Raw genomic sequence first — 16394 nt, 5'->3', positions numbered from 1 at the left:
ATCGATCCTACGGGAGGCCCCCGACGTCGCTTCGCCGCCCGGCCTGGGGCGCCGACGCCTCGAGATCCGCGAGCTGCTGCTCGGCCTTGAGGAGTCGGCGCCGAGCCGGGATCCGCTCGAACCAGTTGGCCCCCTCGAGCGCCGTGCGCGCCTCGCGGGCCCGGACCTGCGCCGCCGTCACGAGCGCGCGCTGCTCGCGCTCGAGCTGTTCGGCCGCGAGCTGCTCGGGCGTGACCATGCGCAGCGATTCATGCGCGTCGGATGCCTCGACGGCGATCCAGCTCGCGGCGACCAGGATCACGATGCTCGTGAGCCGGAACCACAGCAGCAGGGCGATGAACACGGTGAAGGTCGCGAGCAACGGGTTCGTGCCGGAGCGCGAGAGCAGGGCGCCGCCGACGATCTGCAGTACCGAGAGCGCGGCGGAGCCGAGCAGCGAGCCGACCCACATGCGATGCCAGGGCATCGCGGCACCCGACAGGAAGCGGAACATCACGGCGAGCGCGAACGTGTCGATCGCGAAGACCACGATCAGCGAGCCGCCCTGCACGAGGAACCCGTACCAGCCCGAGTCGTCCGAGAGCCCGAGCAGTTGCGACAGCCAGCCGAGGAACGAGGTGGTCGCGACGGAGACCACCGTGGCGAGGAGCAGGATCGCGCCGAATCCGAACCCGGCGAGGAAGTCGCGAGCCTTGAGGAAGACGTAGGCGCGACGGTCCTTGGGGAGTCCGAAGATGCTGCGCACCGCCATGCGGGAGTACGTGATCCACCCGATCGCCGTCCAGATGAAGCCGGCCAGGGCCACGGCGCCGGTCCAGCCGAAGAGGCTCGTGCTGGAGGCGGCGATCTGCGTGAGCTCTTCCGTCGGGATGACGCCGTTGTCGCCGATCAGGCCCGGAGCGTAGGTGTTGAGCAGCGCGATGAAGGCGTTCAGGGTCTCGTCGTTGCTCGTGAGCCAGATGCCGAAGACCGCGAAGGCGACGTAGACGGCGGCGAAGATCGCGAAGAGGGCCTGGTAGCTCATGCCCGACGAGAGGATGAAGCCGTTGCGGTCGAGGAAGTGCCGCCACACGCGCACCGGGAAGAGGGCGAGTGTCTTCTGCGTCAGCGTGCTGACCTTGCTGATCGGCTCTTCGAACCGGTCGCGGATCGGCTGGCTCATCGCGTCGAACCGCTCCTTCGCCGAAGGGGAGTGGTCGTCGAGGCCCAGCGGATCCCGGCCGGCGCGTTCGTCGAACGTCTCCCCGTGGTGGGGGGCTCCCGACCCGCGCTCGCTCACGCTCCAACCCTAGCGAGGGCGGGGCTGCCGGCCGGTCGGAGCCCCACCCGAACGGCGATCCCTGACGATCCGATCCTCTCGTCGGTTCCGGCGTCGTACCCCGCGAATTGGGGGACGCCAAGACATGAGAAATCCTTGAGTTCTGCGGAAATGTGCGAGGAGACTGGTGCCGCTGACCCGAGAATTCGCCCGAGCCGGCCTTTCAGCACCCGAACGTGGAGTTCGTCATGCATCGCAGACTGCGCACTCGATCCGCCGCCCGTTCCGATGAATCGGCACCACCGCCGTCCTCGCCGATCCGAGCGCTGCTCGCCGTGGTGACGGTCGGCGCGCTGATCCTGTTCGGCGGCCCGACGCTCGCCGCCGCCGATGAGCTGGCGACCCCGCCCGCAGCATCGGACGAGGCCGCGACTCAGGCGGACGAACCGGCCGCGACGGAGGCGGCGGAGCCGCCCGCAGAGGAGACACCGCCCGCAGAAGCGGTCGAGCCGCCGGCCGAGGAGGCAGCGCCTCCGGCAGCTGAGGAGACACCACCCGCAGAAGCGGTCGAGCCTCCCGCGGAAGCGGTCGAGCCGCCGGCCGAGGAGGCAGTGCCTCCGGCGGGCGATGCCGCAGGACAGCAGGTCGCGGCGCCCGCGCCCGTCGACTGCATGGCGATCCCGATCGGCAATGACGACCGCAGCGCACGCGACGCATGCCTGGCCGAACAACAGGCCGGTCTCCGCAGCTTCGCAGCCACCACCACATCACCGAGCCCGGCGCCGAACCCCGACCTGCCCGACAGCTGCGGACTCGACTTCGCCCTCGTGCTCGACAAGTCGGGCTCGATCGGCGATGCGGGCATCGCGAACCTGAAAGACGCCGCTGACGCGTTCACCTCGGCCCTGAAGGACACGGGCTCCGAGGTCTCGGTCACGTCGTTCGACCAGGACGCGAGTCTCCTGCGGCCCGCGATGGCGCTCACGAGCGCGAACCTCGCGACGATCCAGGGCTCCTACAGCGGCCTCGCCTCCGACGGCTGGACGAACTGGAAGCGCGGACTCGAAGTCGGTCTCGGCTCGTTCGCCGGGTTCAGCGACAAACCCGTCGAACTGACCATCGTGATCACCGACGGCAACCCGAACACGGTCGACCCGAACAACGGCGGCGAGTTCCCCGACGGGTCTCCCGGTGCTCTGGACCCGGCGATCCTCCAGGCCAACGCGATCAAGGGAACACCGTCGCACATGTTCGTGGTGGCGGTCGGTCCCAACGTCTCGCTCGGTCCGATCCAGGCGATCTCGGGCGGCACCGCGTTCGACGGCTCGAACATCGCGACCGCCGACTACATGACCTCGACCAACTACGCGAGCCTCGCCGACGATCTGCAGCTCGTCGCCAAGGCGCTCTGCGGCGGCAACGTCATCATCCACAAGCAGGTCGGTGCGGCGTTCCCCGGTGTCGCAGGAGGGGCGGGTTGGGAGTTCTCGACCGCGACCTCCGACGTCGATCCCACGAGCGACGCCACCGACGCGTCGAGCCAGACCGATCCCTACGAGGTGACCGGCTACGCGGCGCAGCCCGACCCGCCCGCTCGTCAGGTCGTCTTCACCGAGACGGCGAACGGCGGCAGCCTCCTCACGGGGGCCAGGTGCGGCACCACGCCGAATCTGAACGACGCGGCCGCGGTGCCGTTCGACTCGAACGCCCGCACCTTCACGGCCACGGTCGCGAAGGAGACCACGACGCACTGCTGGGTGCTCAACACCTTCGCGCCGCGGTGGCTCGCATGGAAGACGGTGAATCCGAGTGACGGCTCGACCGTCGAGCCCGGCCAGACCGTCACGTACACGCTGCATGCGGAGAACGACGGGGCCGTTCCGGTGACCGGAGCAGAGCTCGTCGACGACCTGAGCGACGTGCTCGACGATGCGACCATCCAGTTGCCGCTCGCGCCGGGGGCCGACCTCGACGGCACGACGCTGACCTGGTCGATCCCGGACCTCGATCCGGGGGGCAGCGCCACCCTCTCGTTCTCCGTGAAGGTCCACGACGACGCATTCGACGAGGTGCTGAAGAACGTGGTCACGCCAGGTGACAACGGGCGGTGCCCCGACGACGTGAAGTCCGTCGCATCGACGACGCCGATCGACGATTGCGTCACGAACAACCCGACGCCCGACATCGCGATCGACAAGAACGTCGTGCAGACGGATCTCGATGTGGCAACGGGGGACTGGACGATCGGCTACACGCTCGATGTCGAGAACACGGGCGACGTCGACACGAACTACACGCTGTCGGACGCCACGGACTTCGGTGACGACATGACGATCACGGCGATCGAGTACTGGGAGCCGGGCGAGGATCCGAACCTTCCGGGACATCCGCTGGTCGGTCCGTTCGATCCGGTCGCCGAGTACGTGCTGGCCACGAACGTGCCCATTGCGGTCGGCGTGACCGACAGCTGGTTCGTCCGCATCACCGCGACCATCGACGACGACGGCACGCCCGAGTACGGCTGCGACGGCGAGGAGGGCGGCGGGTTCTCCAACACCGGCATCGTCACGATCGGCACGGGAGTACGTGAAGACGAGGCCTGCGACGCCCCCGCGCGGCTGACGCTCATCAAGACGGTCGACAACGACGAGGTCGAGGGTATCCCCGACTTCCCGTTCGCCCAGCCGAGCGACTGGCTGCTGAAGGCCGAAGGGCCCGTCACGGTCGAGGATCCCGGCATGTCGGACCCGGGCAGGACCTACCTCGTTCCCGACGGCTGGTACGACCTGAGTGAGCGGCCGAACCCCGACTCCGACAACCCCTACGTCGACGACGGCACCTATGTGCCCGGCGACTGGGTGTGCGACGACGAGGATCCGGAGCTCGCGCGGCTGCAGTCCGACGCCGAGGTCTACGTGCCGGCAGGCGGCCATGTCACCTGCACGATCGTGAACACCGCGGACCCGGCCGACCTCGGCATCGTGAAGGCCTACGAGCTGAGCGAGGGCGTCGAGGCGATCGACAACTTCGATCCCGACGGCGACCCGGCGGACTCGGACTTCTGGTTCACGCTCACGGTGACGAATCACGGACCCGACGTTCCCGGTGCCATGGTGACCGACACCCTGCCCGACACGCTCGAGGTCCTCAGCGCGATCGAGATCACCCCGGCGGACCCCAACTGGGATGCGTCGTTCACGGGCAACGAATTCACCGCGGTGTACGACGGCGTCTACGCCGCCGGATCCGTGACCGAGTTCCGGTTCCAGGTGCGCTTCCTCGGCGAGCCGGTCGTGCCGATCCCCGAGAACCCCGAGGTGCCGCCCGAGCCCGTGCCCGCCGAGCCCGTGATGAACGAGGCGTGCGTCTCGATCGTCGTGCCGGACCCCGAGGCGCCGACCGACGACGTCGCCGCGCTCGCCGCGGTCGATGGTCCGTCGCTGCCCGTCAGCGACGTGAACCCCGGCAACGACTGCGACGACACCACGGTGCCCACGAAGGCCATGCAGGCGAACGCGTACGTCCAGTGCATCAACGATGTGCCGTGGCTGTACCACAACGTCATGACGGCCGGACCGGTGACGCCGTCGGACATCACCGTCACCTGGACGCCCGACCCGGCGTTCTACCCCGACGCCGTGCCGATCGTGCAGACGATCCCGTGGGCCGAGCGCAACGGACGCCTGCTGTGGCCGTACGGCGAGGTCAACGCCGAGGGAATCTCGATCGGCTGGCCAGGATGGCGCCTCGCCGAGCCGGGAGACGTCGTCGGCGAGGGCACGATCGTGGACTCGTGGGAGAACATGGTGAAGGACTCGTCGCTTCCGAGCTACGCGTTCGCCGACCAGCTGCACCCGATGACGATCACCTTCGAGATCAACCCGAGTCAGTCGGTGCTCGCCGTCTACCCGCAGGCGACACCCGCCTGTGCGGTGACCCGCGAGGCAGGGCCGCTGATCGAGAAGACCTCGAGCGTCACCTCGGTGATGCCCGGCGGAACGTTCGACTACACGCTGTCGATCACGAACCCGGGCCTCGGCGCGACGAAGGCGATGGAACTCTTCGACGAGATCCCGGGCCACCTCAAGGTGAACGCGATCACGACGCCGCCGGCTCCGGCGTTCCCGCGCTGGGACGACTGCGAGGTGACGGGCAAGGATGCCGGCGGCTACGGCGGCACCCTGCACTGCGTCCTGAACGGTCAGATCGGCGGCACCCGGCCGGATGCGCCCGACGTGGTGCTCTCGGTCACGCTGAGTCCGACGTCGACCTGGTCGAGCATCGTCAACACCGGTGAGATCTGCTGGAACGACCTGCCCGACGACCAGACCGCCCCGGCGGCCGAGGGAGCGTTCCTGCTCGATCCCGCCGAGCCGATCCTGTGCGACGACTCGACCGTCACCGTGCATGTTCCGCAACCCGGCGCTGCCATCGCGAGTACCGGCTTCGCCGGCGGACCGTTCGTCTGGATCGCGGCGGGCATGCTCCTCGTCGGCGGCATCGCGGTCGCGTTCGTCGTGATCCGGAGACGCCGCGCCGGGGGAGTGTAAGCGCGGGAGCCCAGATACGCGGATGCCGCGGCTCATGTGAGCCGCGGCATCCGCGCGCCCGGCCCGAGGTCGTGCCGCGCAGGATCTGCTTGTCCCCCATTCGGGGCACTTGAGAAAGTCTCGGGTACCCCACCTTCGGGTGACATTTCGTACGAACATCCCGATCAATACGGGATTCTTCGTCGTTTATGCCCCCCGGACTGGTGCCATGGCCGCTCTACCGTGTCCCCCATTTCCTCTGATTGACTCGCCGGGACTGGGCAACGGACTCAGGTTTTTGCTTTCTCACCCGAGCACAAGAAGGCCATCATGGACAGCTGGTTCGGCAACACTTCCCACGACGACGCACGGCCCCGCCGGTCGCGCCGACAGCGAGTGGAGACGAGGAAGCGCAGAGCCACCGCGCTCATCGCATCGCTCTCGGTCGGCGCCCTGCTGGCGATCGGGCTGCCGATGACGGCGTTCGCGGAGCAAGCGGTCGAGCCGGCACCGGATGCCGCGACGACGAGCGAGACGCAAGAGGCGACGACGAGCGACGAGACGTCGAGCGAGGCGCCCGCCACTGAACAGCCGGCCAGCGACGCCCCTGCCGTCGAGACGCCGAGCGAGCCGACTCCTGTCGAGGAGACGCCGTCCGAAGTGCCGGTCGACACTCCGCCGGCGAGCACCCCGCCGGAGGACAGCCTGCCTGCGCCGAACCTGAAGGCGCCGATGGACATCACGCCGATGGCGGTCTTCCCGGCCGACACCGCGGACTGTACGACGAACTGCGGCAGTCTCACCATGACGAACGTCGTCTCCGGCGGATCGGCGACCGCGGGTCAGTGGACCCTGCACGCCGTGCGCTCGAGCAACAGCGACAACTTCAACTTCACGTCGGGGCAGACCCGGCCGGTGCCGCGCAACAACACCTACACCCTCTTCGCCGACAGCGGGCCGGCGGACTACACGACCACCTTCACGTGCACGACCGGCGGCCCGGGCGGCGGCGACCCCACCTGGAACCAGGCAGCTCGAACGGTCACCTTCCCCGACAGCAACAACAAGACCGCGAACTGCACGTTCACGCAGACCTACACGGGCCCCGCCACGATCAACGTCCAGGTGGGCGGCTCGCGCACCGGCACCTCCAGCGTCGGCGGCCTCGGGGGAGTGACCCTGCAGCTCTACACCGACAACGGCGGTTCGTTCGGATCGGTCATCAACCAGCCGTGGGCCACGTGCGTGTCGACCCCCGCAGGCGTCTGCACCTTCAGCGTCCCGAACGCCAACAACTCCAACTTCTGGGTCGCCCAGGCAGTGCCCGGCGTTCCGGCAGGCTGGTCCGCCAATGACACGCTCGCCGTGGGCGAGACCCCCGCTTCCGCGCCCTACCGGTTCCGCATCGCGGACGTCGACGCCGGCGAGACCCTCAGCTCGTTGGCCGATTTCATGATCGCCACGGGCAACAGCGCGAACAACGCGTCCGGCGGCATCTGGCAGAACTCGCTCGCGAACCCGACGCGGGCGCAGCAGTGCGGCGTTCGCATCGCGCTCGTGATCGACCTCTCGGGCTCCGTCGCGCCGAACTTCACCGACCTGAAGAACGCCGCGAAGGGCTTCGTCACTGCGCTGCAGGGCACCCCCTCGCAGGTGGGCATCTTCACCTTCAACAACGTCGCCCCCGCAACGGCCGGCTCGAACCTCGGCATCACGCCGGTGTCGACGGTCGCCGGCGCGAACATCGTGCGCAACCACATCGACACCTTCACGACGCCGACCGAGGCGACGAACTGGGACCGCGGCATCTACCAGGTCGCGACGAGCGGCACGCAGTACGACATCGCGCTCGTGCTGACGGACGGCAACCCGACCGTCTACGCGAACGACGAGGGTCCGGGCAACCGCACCCGCTTCCGCGAGGTCGAGAACGGCGTGTTCTCTGCCAACGCGGTGAAGGCGCTCGGCACTCGCGTCATCGCCTTCGGGGTCGGCAGCGGTGTCGGCGGCTCGCCCGACAACCTCGTCGCCATCTCGGGCGACCAGCTCAACTCCGACTACTTCCAGTCGTCGAGCTACGACCAGGCCGGAACGATCCTCCGCAACCTCGCGCTCGGCGCCTGCCAGGGATCGGTCTCGGTCGTCAAGCAGGTCGTCTCGAGCTCGAGCACCGGTGAGCAGAAGACCGGTCAGACGCCTGCAGGCGGCTGGAAGTTCACCGCCGCACCGACGACCCCCGGCATCACCCCGCCCACCCAGGAGGGGACGACCGCTGCCGGCACCGGCGCCGTGAACCTGCCGCTCACCTTCGCGGGCGGCACCACCAACGGAACGGTGAAGGTCACGGAAGACCCGCAGGGCCACAGCATCGTGCAGACGGGCGGCAAGAACGCGGTCTGCACCGATCAGGCCACGGGCAACGCCATCACCGTGTCGAATGAGGCCAACGGGTTCTCGATCCCGGTGAGCTCGACGCAGGCGATCACGTGCAACGTCTGGAACCGGCCGCCATTGCCGCAGTCGAACTTCAGCGTCAACAAGGTCTGGGTGGTCAACGGCACCACCTACCAGCACGGCAACCAGCCGACCGGCCTCACCGCGCAGTTGACGGTCAACGGCGCCAACGCGCCGTGGGTGACCACGCAGGGCCCGCTGCCGGCGAACACCGTCGTCGCGCTCAACGAGACGACCGGTGTCGGCTCGCGCGACCTCTGCACGATCACCGACCGGAAGGTCACGCTCGCGAACGGCCAGGTGCCGGCCAACGGCTCCCTGCCCTTCAGCCCGACCCTCCAACCCGGTGACAACAGCTACACGATCACGAACACCGTCACGTGCGACTCCCAGCTGACGCTGAAGAAGACGGTGGCGAACGGCGGTGTCGCCGCGACCACGTGGAACCTCGACGCCGTGGCGCCCGGAGGCGCCCTCCCGGGCCCGAACGGAGCCACCGGCAGCGCCGGCGCGACCGCGCTCGTGACGCCGAACGTGACCTACCCGCTCACCGAGAGCGGCGACCCGCGCTACGTGCAGACGCTCGGCCAGAACGCCGTGCCGATTCCGGGCTCATCCGGCAGTTGGGACTGCGTGCAGACGAATGCGCAGGGAGCCGTCGTACCCGGATTCGCCGACGGCCTGAACGGCGGCGTGACGGTCCCGCTCGGGTTCCGCGTGCAGTGCACCGCGGTCAACCAGACCGCGCAGCTCACGCTCGTCAAGAGCGTGCAGGAGCTCGACGGCGTCGAAGCCGATCCGAGCGACTGGAACCTCATCGCGACGCCGAGCGGTTCGATCCCCGGCCTCACGCCCGTGCAGACGACGACCGGCAACACCGTGCTCGTCCGACCGGGCACGAGCTACACCATCTCGGAGAGCGGCGGCCCCGCCGGATTCGAGCAGGTGAGCATCCAGTGCAAGACGAGCCCCGACGGCCAGTACGTCACGACGACGACGATCACCCTGACGGCACTCGCACAGGGCACCTGCGTCATCACGAACAAGCCGATCCCGCCGCAGCTCAAGCTGACGAAGGTCGTCACCGGCAACGTGGCGCTGCCGACCTCGTGGAACCTCGCCGCCAAGGTGGGCGCCGTCATCGTCGCCCAGGGCGACGGCGGCACGGGTGGATTCGTGGATGTGCCCGCCGGTGAGACCATCGCACTCTCCGAGTCGACGGCGTTGCCGAACGCCGACCAGTTCCAGGCCGGCACGTGGCTCTGCTCGAAGAACGGCGGAGCAGCTGTTCCCGGCCCGTCGGTCCCTCCGCTCGCACCGGGCGACAAGGTCGACTGCACCGTGACCAACACGCTCAAGGCGATCACGCCGACGATCGTGAAGACCGCGGCCGTTCCCACTCCCAACGCCGACGGCGTGAGCTGGGACATCGGATACGACATCGTCGTGACGAACCCGAGCGCGTTCCAGGATCTGACGTACAGCCTCACCGACACGCTCGACTTCGGCGACAACGTCACGGTGAACAGCGCGAGCTACCAGCGCACGCTGCCGGCACCGCCGGGCTCGTCGACGCCGTGGAGTGCCGCGTTCGACAGCGAGCAGGCCTTCGCCGGTGAGCCCCCGCTGGTCAAGGGCACCTCGCACACGTGGCACGTGACCGTCAACGCGACGGTCGCACCGGGCGCCGACTTCGGCGGCACGAGCCCGACCGCCTGCGACGCCGGCACCCCCGGCACCGTCGGATTCCTGAACACGGCGGTCATGACCGTCGGCGGTGTCGCGTACCCCGCCCAGGACTGCTCGGTTCCGGTCAAGCCGACGATCGCCAAGGTCGGCGGCACGGCCGTCGACAACGGCGACGGCACGTGGACGCTGCCCTACACGATCACGGTGACCAACCCCTCGGCCACCACGAGCGTGCAGTACGACCTCGACGACGCGCTGGGCTACCCGGCATCCGTCGACGTGCTCGGCCGCACGGTCACCCCGCCGGCCGGCGTCGCGCTCGTGCCCGGCTGGACCGGCATCGCGCCGAACACGCTGCTCGCCGACAACGTGACGCTCGCCGGTACCGCCGGTGTCGACACGCACGTCTACACCGTCGCGATCACGGTCGCGATCGGCGCGGATGCCCCGGCGCTCCTCTGCCCGAACCTCGACAACACCGCGAAGGTGACGGCCGGCAACCAGACCGGCACCGCAACCGGTTGCGTCTCCGTCGACAAGCCGACGATCGTGCACGACAAGACCGTCGTCCCCGGCTCGGTGAGCCAGGCCGCCGACGGCACGTGGTCGATCGCGTACGACATCACCGTCAAGAACACCGGTGCCATCGGCGGCGTCTACGACCTCGTCGACGCGACGAAGTTCGGCGCCGGCGTCGATGTCTCGGGCGCGAGCTACACGCTCGCGAAGAACGGCGGCGCCGCTGCCCCGTGGACGGACGGCGCGTCGCTCGCGACCGGCGCCTACCTCGCGGCCGGCGACCCCGACCCGAGCGACGTGTACCGCATCACGGTGACCGGCATCGTGCTGACCGGCCCCACCCCGCTGCCGTCCCAGACGGCGTGCCCGGGCCCGAACGCCAACGCCGCGGCATTCAACAACGCAGCCACGCTGACCGTCGCCGGCGTTCCGACCGTCGACACCGCGTGCGATGCACCGAGCGTTCCGACGATCGTGAAGTCGGGGGCGACCGCAGCCCAGCAGCCCGACGGCAGCTGGAACGTGACCTACACCCTGACGGTCTCGAACACGGCGCCCGGCGCCAAGCCCTCGTACTACTCGCTCGATGACGAACCCGGCTTCCCGGCTGGTGTCGAGTACCACTCGTACCAGGTCGACGGCGGCTCGGTGGAGTCGTACGCCGGCGGCTCGATCGAGGTCGTCGGAAACACCGCGATCGCGGCCGGCGCCACGCACGTCTACACGATCGTGCTGAACGTCGATGTCCCGTCCGGCTCCGTGCCCGGCGCCGATCTCAAGTGCGTTCCGACCGCTCCGACCGCTGGCAAGGGCTTCTTCAACACGGCGGTGCTCACGAGCGGCCAGTTCGAGCTGGAGGACAGCGACTGCACCGACATCACCGACGGCGGTGTTCCGACGGTCGCGAAGGGCGACCCGACGGTCGTGCAGGGTGCTGACGGCGTGTGGACCATCACCTACCCGATCACGGTCACCGGCAACGCGGACTTCGTCACGAAGTACACGTTGGCCGACACCCTGAAGTTCGGTCCCGAGATCGACGTGCTGACCGCAGCCTGGTCGGGAACCACGTCGGGCAGCTGGGCCGACCCCGAGGGCGACCCGACCGCGACGCTCGTCAGCTCGCCGCGGACCATCGGCGTCGACGTCGTCGAGGAGTTCACGGTCACGGTGACCGCGAAGGTCGACAAGGCGGCCTTCGCCGACCCGACGACCGACACGTGCACGCCGAGCCAGGGTGCCCCGAACGTCGGGTTCCTGAACGAGGCGAAGCTCACCTCCGGCACGAGCACGCAGACCGATACCGGCTGCGGCGTGCCTGCCGAGCCCGAGGTGACGAAGGTCGCCCAGGGATCGGTCACGCGAGTGGGTGACCACTGGGAGGCGACCTACACCGTCACGGTGAAGAACCTCTCGCCGAGCCAGGAGCTCGTCTACGACCTCGAGGACGAGCCCGAGTTCGCGGATGCCGCGACCATCACGGAACGCACGGTCACGAGCGCCGACGCGACGGTCGACCCGGATTGGAACACTCCGTCGACGACCGACTCGATCGTGCAGGACCAGCCGCTCCCGGCCGGCGCGAGCGACGTCTTCACCGTGCTCGTGAAGTTCACGGTCGAATCCACGCCGAGCGATCCGTCGCTGAGCTGCGAGGAGCAGGGCCTGCTCAACACCGCGACCGTCACCTCCGGCGACACCTACACAGATGACGCCTGCTTCGACGTCCCGGTGGTCGTGGTCATCGAGAAGATGTGGACCATCGACGGCGGCTCGCCGATCGCGTGGGACAGCCCGTCCCTCCCGGCTGGCTTCACCGCCCAGGCCACGCTCGACGGCCAGAACGTGCCGTGGAGCACCGAGCAGGGACCGTACGTCGACGGCGCAGAGGTGACCGTCGGCGAGGGAGAGGTGCTCGTGCCGAGCGGCTGCGTCGCCGAAGACCCGATCGGCGTGGGCGACAAGACCCTCGCCGGCACGGTCAACACGTACACCGTGACGAACCCCGTCACCTGCACGCAGACGGTCACCCTCGAGAAGCACGTCGACAACCAGCACGGCGGCGCGGCAGTGCCGGCCGACTGGACGGTGTCGGCGAGCGGACCCGAGGACGGCTTCGGCGGACCGGGCACCGCGACCGGCCCGGTGGACCGAGGTGTCGGCTACACCCTGAACGAGGTCTCGACCGTCTGGGAGGACGGCGTCGAGTACGAGGTCTCGGCGACGTGGACCTGCGAGTCCGAAAGCGGCGAGGACGCGTTCACCCTGGTGAGCACGCCCGGTTCGAGGAGCGCGACCCTCACGGTCACCGAGCTCGGCGCCACCGTGGACTGCGACATCACGAACACGGATGTCGCGCCGAAGCTGACGCTCGAGAAGAAGGTGCTGCCGCTCGCGATCGCACCGGACTTCCCGCCGACGCTCTGGACGCTGACGGCCGCCGACGGCGACACGGAGGTCATCTCCGGCGATGGAACCGCAACGGGAACCGTCGACTCGAACCTGGCCTACACGCTCTCCGAAGCGGCGGCCTTCGCCGGTGCCGACGAGTTCACGCCCTCGCTCTGGAGCTGCGTCTCCACGAACGGCGTCGCGCCGCTCGTGCTCGACGCCGCTGACGGCGACGTCGTGCTGCAGCCCGGTCAGGAGGTGAACTGCGAGATCACCAACACCGCGGCCCCGGCCACGTACCTCTTCGACAAGGAGGTCATCGGGACCGAGCAGAACGCCGACGGCACCTGGACGATCGAGTACAAGATCACGGTGACCGACGAGAGCGTCGTCTCGGCCGTGACCTACGACCTCAGTGACACGCTCGCCGACTTCGGCGAGGGCATCACGATCGACGAGGCGACGTGGACCGGACCGGGTGGGTCGAGCGGCAGCTGGGCTGACCCCGCGATCGAACCCACGGAGGAACTCGCGAACAACGTGATCCTCACGGCGGGCGAGGGATTCCACGAGTACTTCGTGACCGTCGAGGCGACGGTGACCGAGGACGCATGGGTCGAGGAGACCGTCGAGTGCACCGAGGTCGAGGGCGGCTTCCGCAACACGGCCACCCTCACCGTCGGCGACCTGCCGACGGAGGCCAGTGCCTGCGATGAGCCGGGACGTGCCACTGCCGAGAAGACGGTCGTCGGCTCGCCGACGGAGAACCTCGACGGCACGTGGACGGTGAACTACGAGATCGTCGTGACGGCCGACCCCGAGAAGAACCTCTACTACGACCTGAGCGACGAGCCGGCCTTCCCGGCGGGTGCGACGTTCACGGCCACGGCTGAGGACCCGAACGGCGACCCGGTCGCCGACTGGACCGGCACCGGCGACGCCACCGTGCTCGCCGACGACCGACCGATCCTCGCGGGGGTCGACCAGACCTGGTCGATCACGGCCATCGTCGATGTCACGAAGATCACCGACATCGACCTCGCGAAGTGCGTCGCGACCGAGAGCGGCCACGGCTTCTTCAACGGGGCGCTCTTCACGAGCGGCCAGATCGAGACGCCCATCAGCGGCTGCGTCGACATCCCGATCGTCGAGGTCGGCATCGTGAAGACCGCGGTGCTGCCCGAGGGAGTCACCGCAGTCGAGGCCGGCACCGAGGAGAACACGTTCAACTGGGTGCTGACGGTGACGAACAACGGGCCGACACCGGTCGAGGGCGTCGTCGTGAAGGACGTGCTGGCCGACTCGCTCGAGTTCGACCCGGCCGACATCACGCTCGACCCGGTCGGATCGTGGACGTTCCTCCAGAACGGCAGCGAGCTGACCTGGACGACCGATGCGACCTTCGCAACCGGACCGATCGTGACGATCACGATCCCCGTGACGCTGAAGGATCCCGCCGTCGGGCCGGAACTGCCCGAGAACCCCGGTGAGGCTCCTCCGCTCGTGCCGGCGGAGAACATCGAGAACACGGCGTGCGTCGAGATCTCGGAGTTCGACGTCGATCCCACGAACGACTGCGACACCGCAGACGTGCCCACCAAGGCCATGCAGGCGAACGCCTACGTGCAGTGCGTGAACGACGTGCCGTACCTGTACCACAACGTGCAGACGACCGGCTCGGTCGCGCCGGGTCCGATCACGGTGACGTGGACGCCCGATGCGAGCGTCTACCCCGACGCGACTCCGATCGTCATGGAGATCCCGTGGGAGCAGCGCAACGGTCGCACACTGTGGCCGTACGGCGTGGTCAACGACGAAGGCATCTCGATCGGATGGCCCGGTTGGCGCCTGATCCAGGAGGGCGACGTCGTCGGCGAGAACGGCATCGTCGACATCTGGGAGAACATGGTGAAGGACTCGAAGCTCGAGAGCTACGCGTTCGCCGACCAGGTCAACCCGATGACGATCACCTTCCAGGTCAACCCGAGCCAGTCGGTGCTCGCGGTGTACCCGCAGGCCACCCCGGCCTGCGAGGTGCAGCGCGACCCGACGGTCGAGATCCTCAAGACGTCGAGCGTGACCGAGGCGAAGCCGGGCAGTTCGTTCGACTACACGCTCTCGGTCACCAACTCGGGGCTCGGTGCGGTCGAGGCCATGGAACTGTTCGACGAGATCCCCGGCGACCTCAAGGTCACCGCGATCACGACCGATCCCGCTCCCGCCTTCCCGCGCTGGGATGACTGCGAGGTCACCGGCAAGGATTCGGCCGGCTACGGCGGCACGCTGCACTGCGTGTTGAACGGCATGATCGGCGGCACCCAGCCCGATGCCCCGGACGTGGTGCTGACCGTGACGCTGAACCCCGCCTCGAAGAAGTCGAGCATCGACAACACGGGCGAGGTCTGCTGGAACGATCTGCCGGAGCCGCCCGAGGTGCAACCTGAAGGGGAGGTCTCGGTGCTCTCGGTGATCGATCCGGAGCTGCCGGTGATCTGCGACGACTCGACGGTCACGGTCAAGATCCCGCAGGCGGGCGCCATCGCCTCGACCGGGTTCGCGGGAGCGCCACTCCTGTGGGGCGCGGGCGGTCTGCTCGTCGCCGGCGCACTCCTGATCGCCGCGATGATGATCCGTCGTCGCCGTGCGGGGGAGGCCGCCGAGTAACGGCTCCGTCACCGCGAACGGGAAGGGCCGGGTCGTGACCCGGCCCTCTCTCGTGCCCTGACCGACACACGAAACGGGGCCGATGCCGTTCGGCATCGGCCCCGTTCAGGGTCGGTCTGGGGTGCTCGCCCTACGGCTTGCCGCGCATGACGGCCTGCTTGACCTCGGCGATCGCCTTCGTCACCTCGATGCCGCGGGGGCACGCCTCGGTGCAGTTGAAGGTCGTGCGGCAGCGCCACACGCCCTCCTTGTCGTTCAGGATGTCGAGTCGCGTCTGCGCGTTGTCGTCGCGCGAGTCGAAGATGAAGCGGTGCGCGTTCACGATCGCCGCAGGGCCGAAGTACTGGCCGTCGGTCCAGAACACGGGGCACGACGAGGTGCACGCCGCGCAGAGGATGCACTTGGTGGTGTCGTCGAAGATCGCTCGCTCGGCGACCGACTGCACGCGCTCCTTGCCCGCCTCGGGCTTCGAGTTCGCGACGAGGAAAGGCTGCACCTCGCGGAAGCTCGCGAAGAACGGCTCCATGTCGACGATGAGGTCCTTCTCGAGCGGCAGGCCCTTGATGGCCTCCACGTAGATGGGCTTCGAGATGTCGAGGTCCTTGATGAGCGTCTTGCAGGCCAGGCGGTTGCGGCCGTTGATGCGCATCGCGTCGGATCCGCAGATGCCGTGCGCGCACGAGCGACGGAACGTGAGCGAACCGTCCTGCTCCCACTTGATCTTGTGCAGGGCGTCGAGCACGCGGTCGGTCGCGTACATCTCGACGTCGAAGTCCTGCCAGCGCGGCTCGGTGTCGACATCGGGGTCGAAGCGGCGGATCAGGAACGTGACAGTGAACGACTGGATCGCGGCATCCGTGGACTGGGCTTCGAGCGTTGCAGTGCTCACG

Annotated in this window: 4 protein-coding genes; 2 read left to right on the top strand and 2 right to left on the bottom strand. The window is 68.6% G+C overall.

The annotated features are described in order from the left end of the window. Nucleotides 1–7 precede the first annotated feature (7 nt). Nucleotides 8–1279 (bottom strand): YhjD/YihY/BrkB family envelope integrity protein, encoded by a 1272-nt coding sequence (locus tag ACFCVM_RS04460; protein ID WP_375834358.1) that lies wholly within the window; start codon nucleotides 1277–1279, stop codon nucleotides 8–10. Between the two features lie 227 nt (nucleotides 1280–1506). Here ACFCVM_RS04460 and ACFCVM_RS04455 point away from each other — a divergent pair, with 227 nt between their 5' ends. Then, nucleotides 1507–5808, top strand: a complete 4302-nt coding sequence (locus ACFCVM_RS04455; protein ID WP_375834355.1) for a hypothetical protein — start codon at nucleotides 1507–1509, stop codon at nucleotides 5806–5808. A 309-nt stretch (nucleotides 5809–6117) separates the two neighbouring features. After that, the gene (locus ACFCVM_RS04450; protein WP_375834353.1) at nucleotides 6118–15504 is read left to right on the top strand and encodes a hypothetical protein; all 9387 of its coding nucleotides are present in this window, start codon (nucleotides 6118–6120) and stop codon (nucleotides 15502–15504) included. Nucleotides 15505–15634: 130 nt separating this feature from the next. On the opposite strand, the gene ACFCVM_RS04445 is transcribed toward ACFCVM_RS04450, so the two are convergent. Next, the gene (locus ACFCVM_RS04445) at nucleotides 15635–16393 is read right to left on the bottom strand and encodes a succinate dehydrogenase iron-sulfur subunit (RefSeq protein ID WP_056652159.1); all 759 of its coding nucleotides are present in this window, start codon (nucleotides 16391–16393) and stop codon (nucleotides 15635–15637) included. Nucleotide 16394: the final 1 nt, after the last annotated feature.

It is taken from the genome of Agromyces sp. NPDC056389 (assembly GCF_042262385.1).
Taxonomy (GTDB): domain Bacteria; phylum Actinomycetota; class Actinomycetes; order Actinomycetales; family Microbacteriaceae; genus Agromyces.
Note: the sequence above shows the minus strand (reverse complement) of the source record. Positions and strands in the feature narration are given on the sequence as shown.

Excerpts from the sequence above, each read along its gene's own strand:
- ACFCVM_RS04455 (WP_375834355.1), top strand. The coding sequence starts at position 1,507 with ATGCATCGCAGACTGCGCACTCGATCCGCCGCCCGTTCCGATGAATCG.
- ACFCVM_RS04450 (WP_375834353.1), top strand. The coding sequence starts at position 6,118 with ATGGACAGCTGGTTCGGCAACACTTCCCACGACGACGCACGGCCCCGC.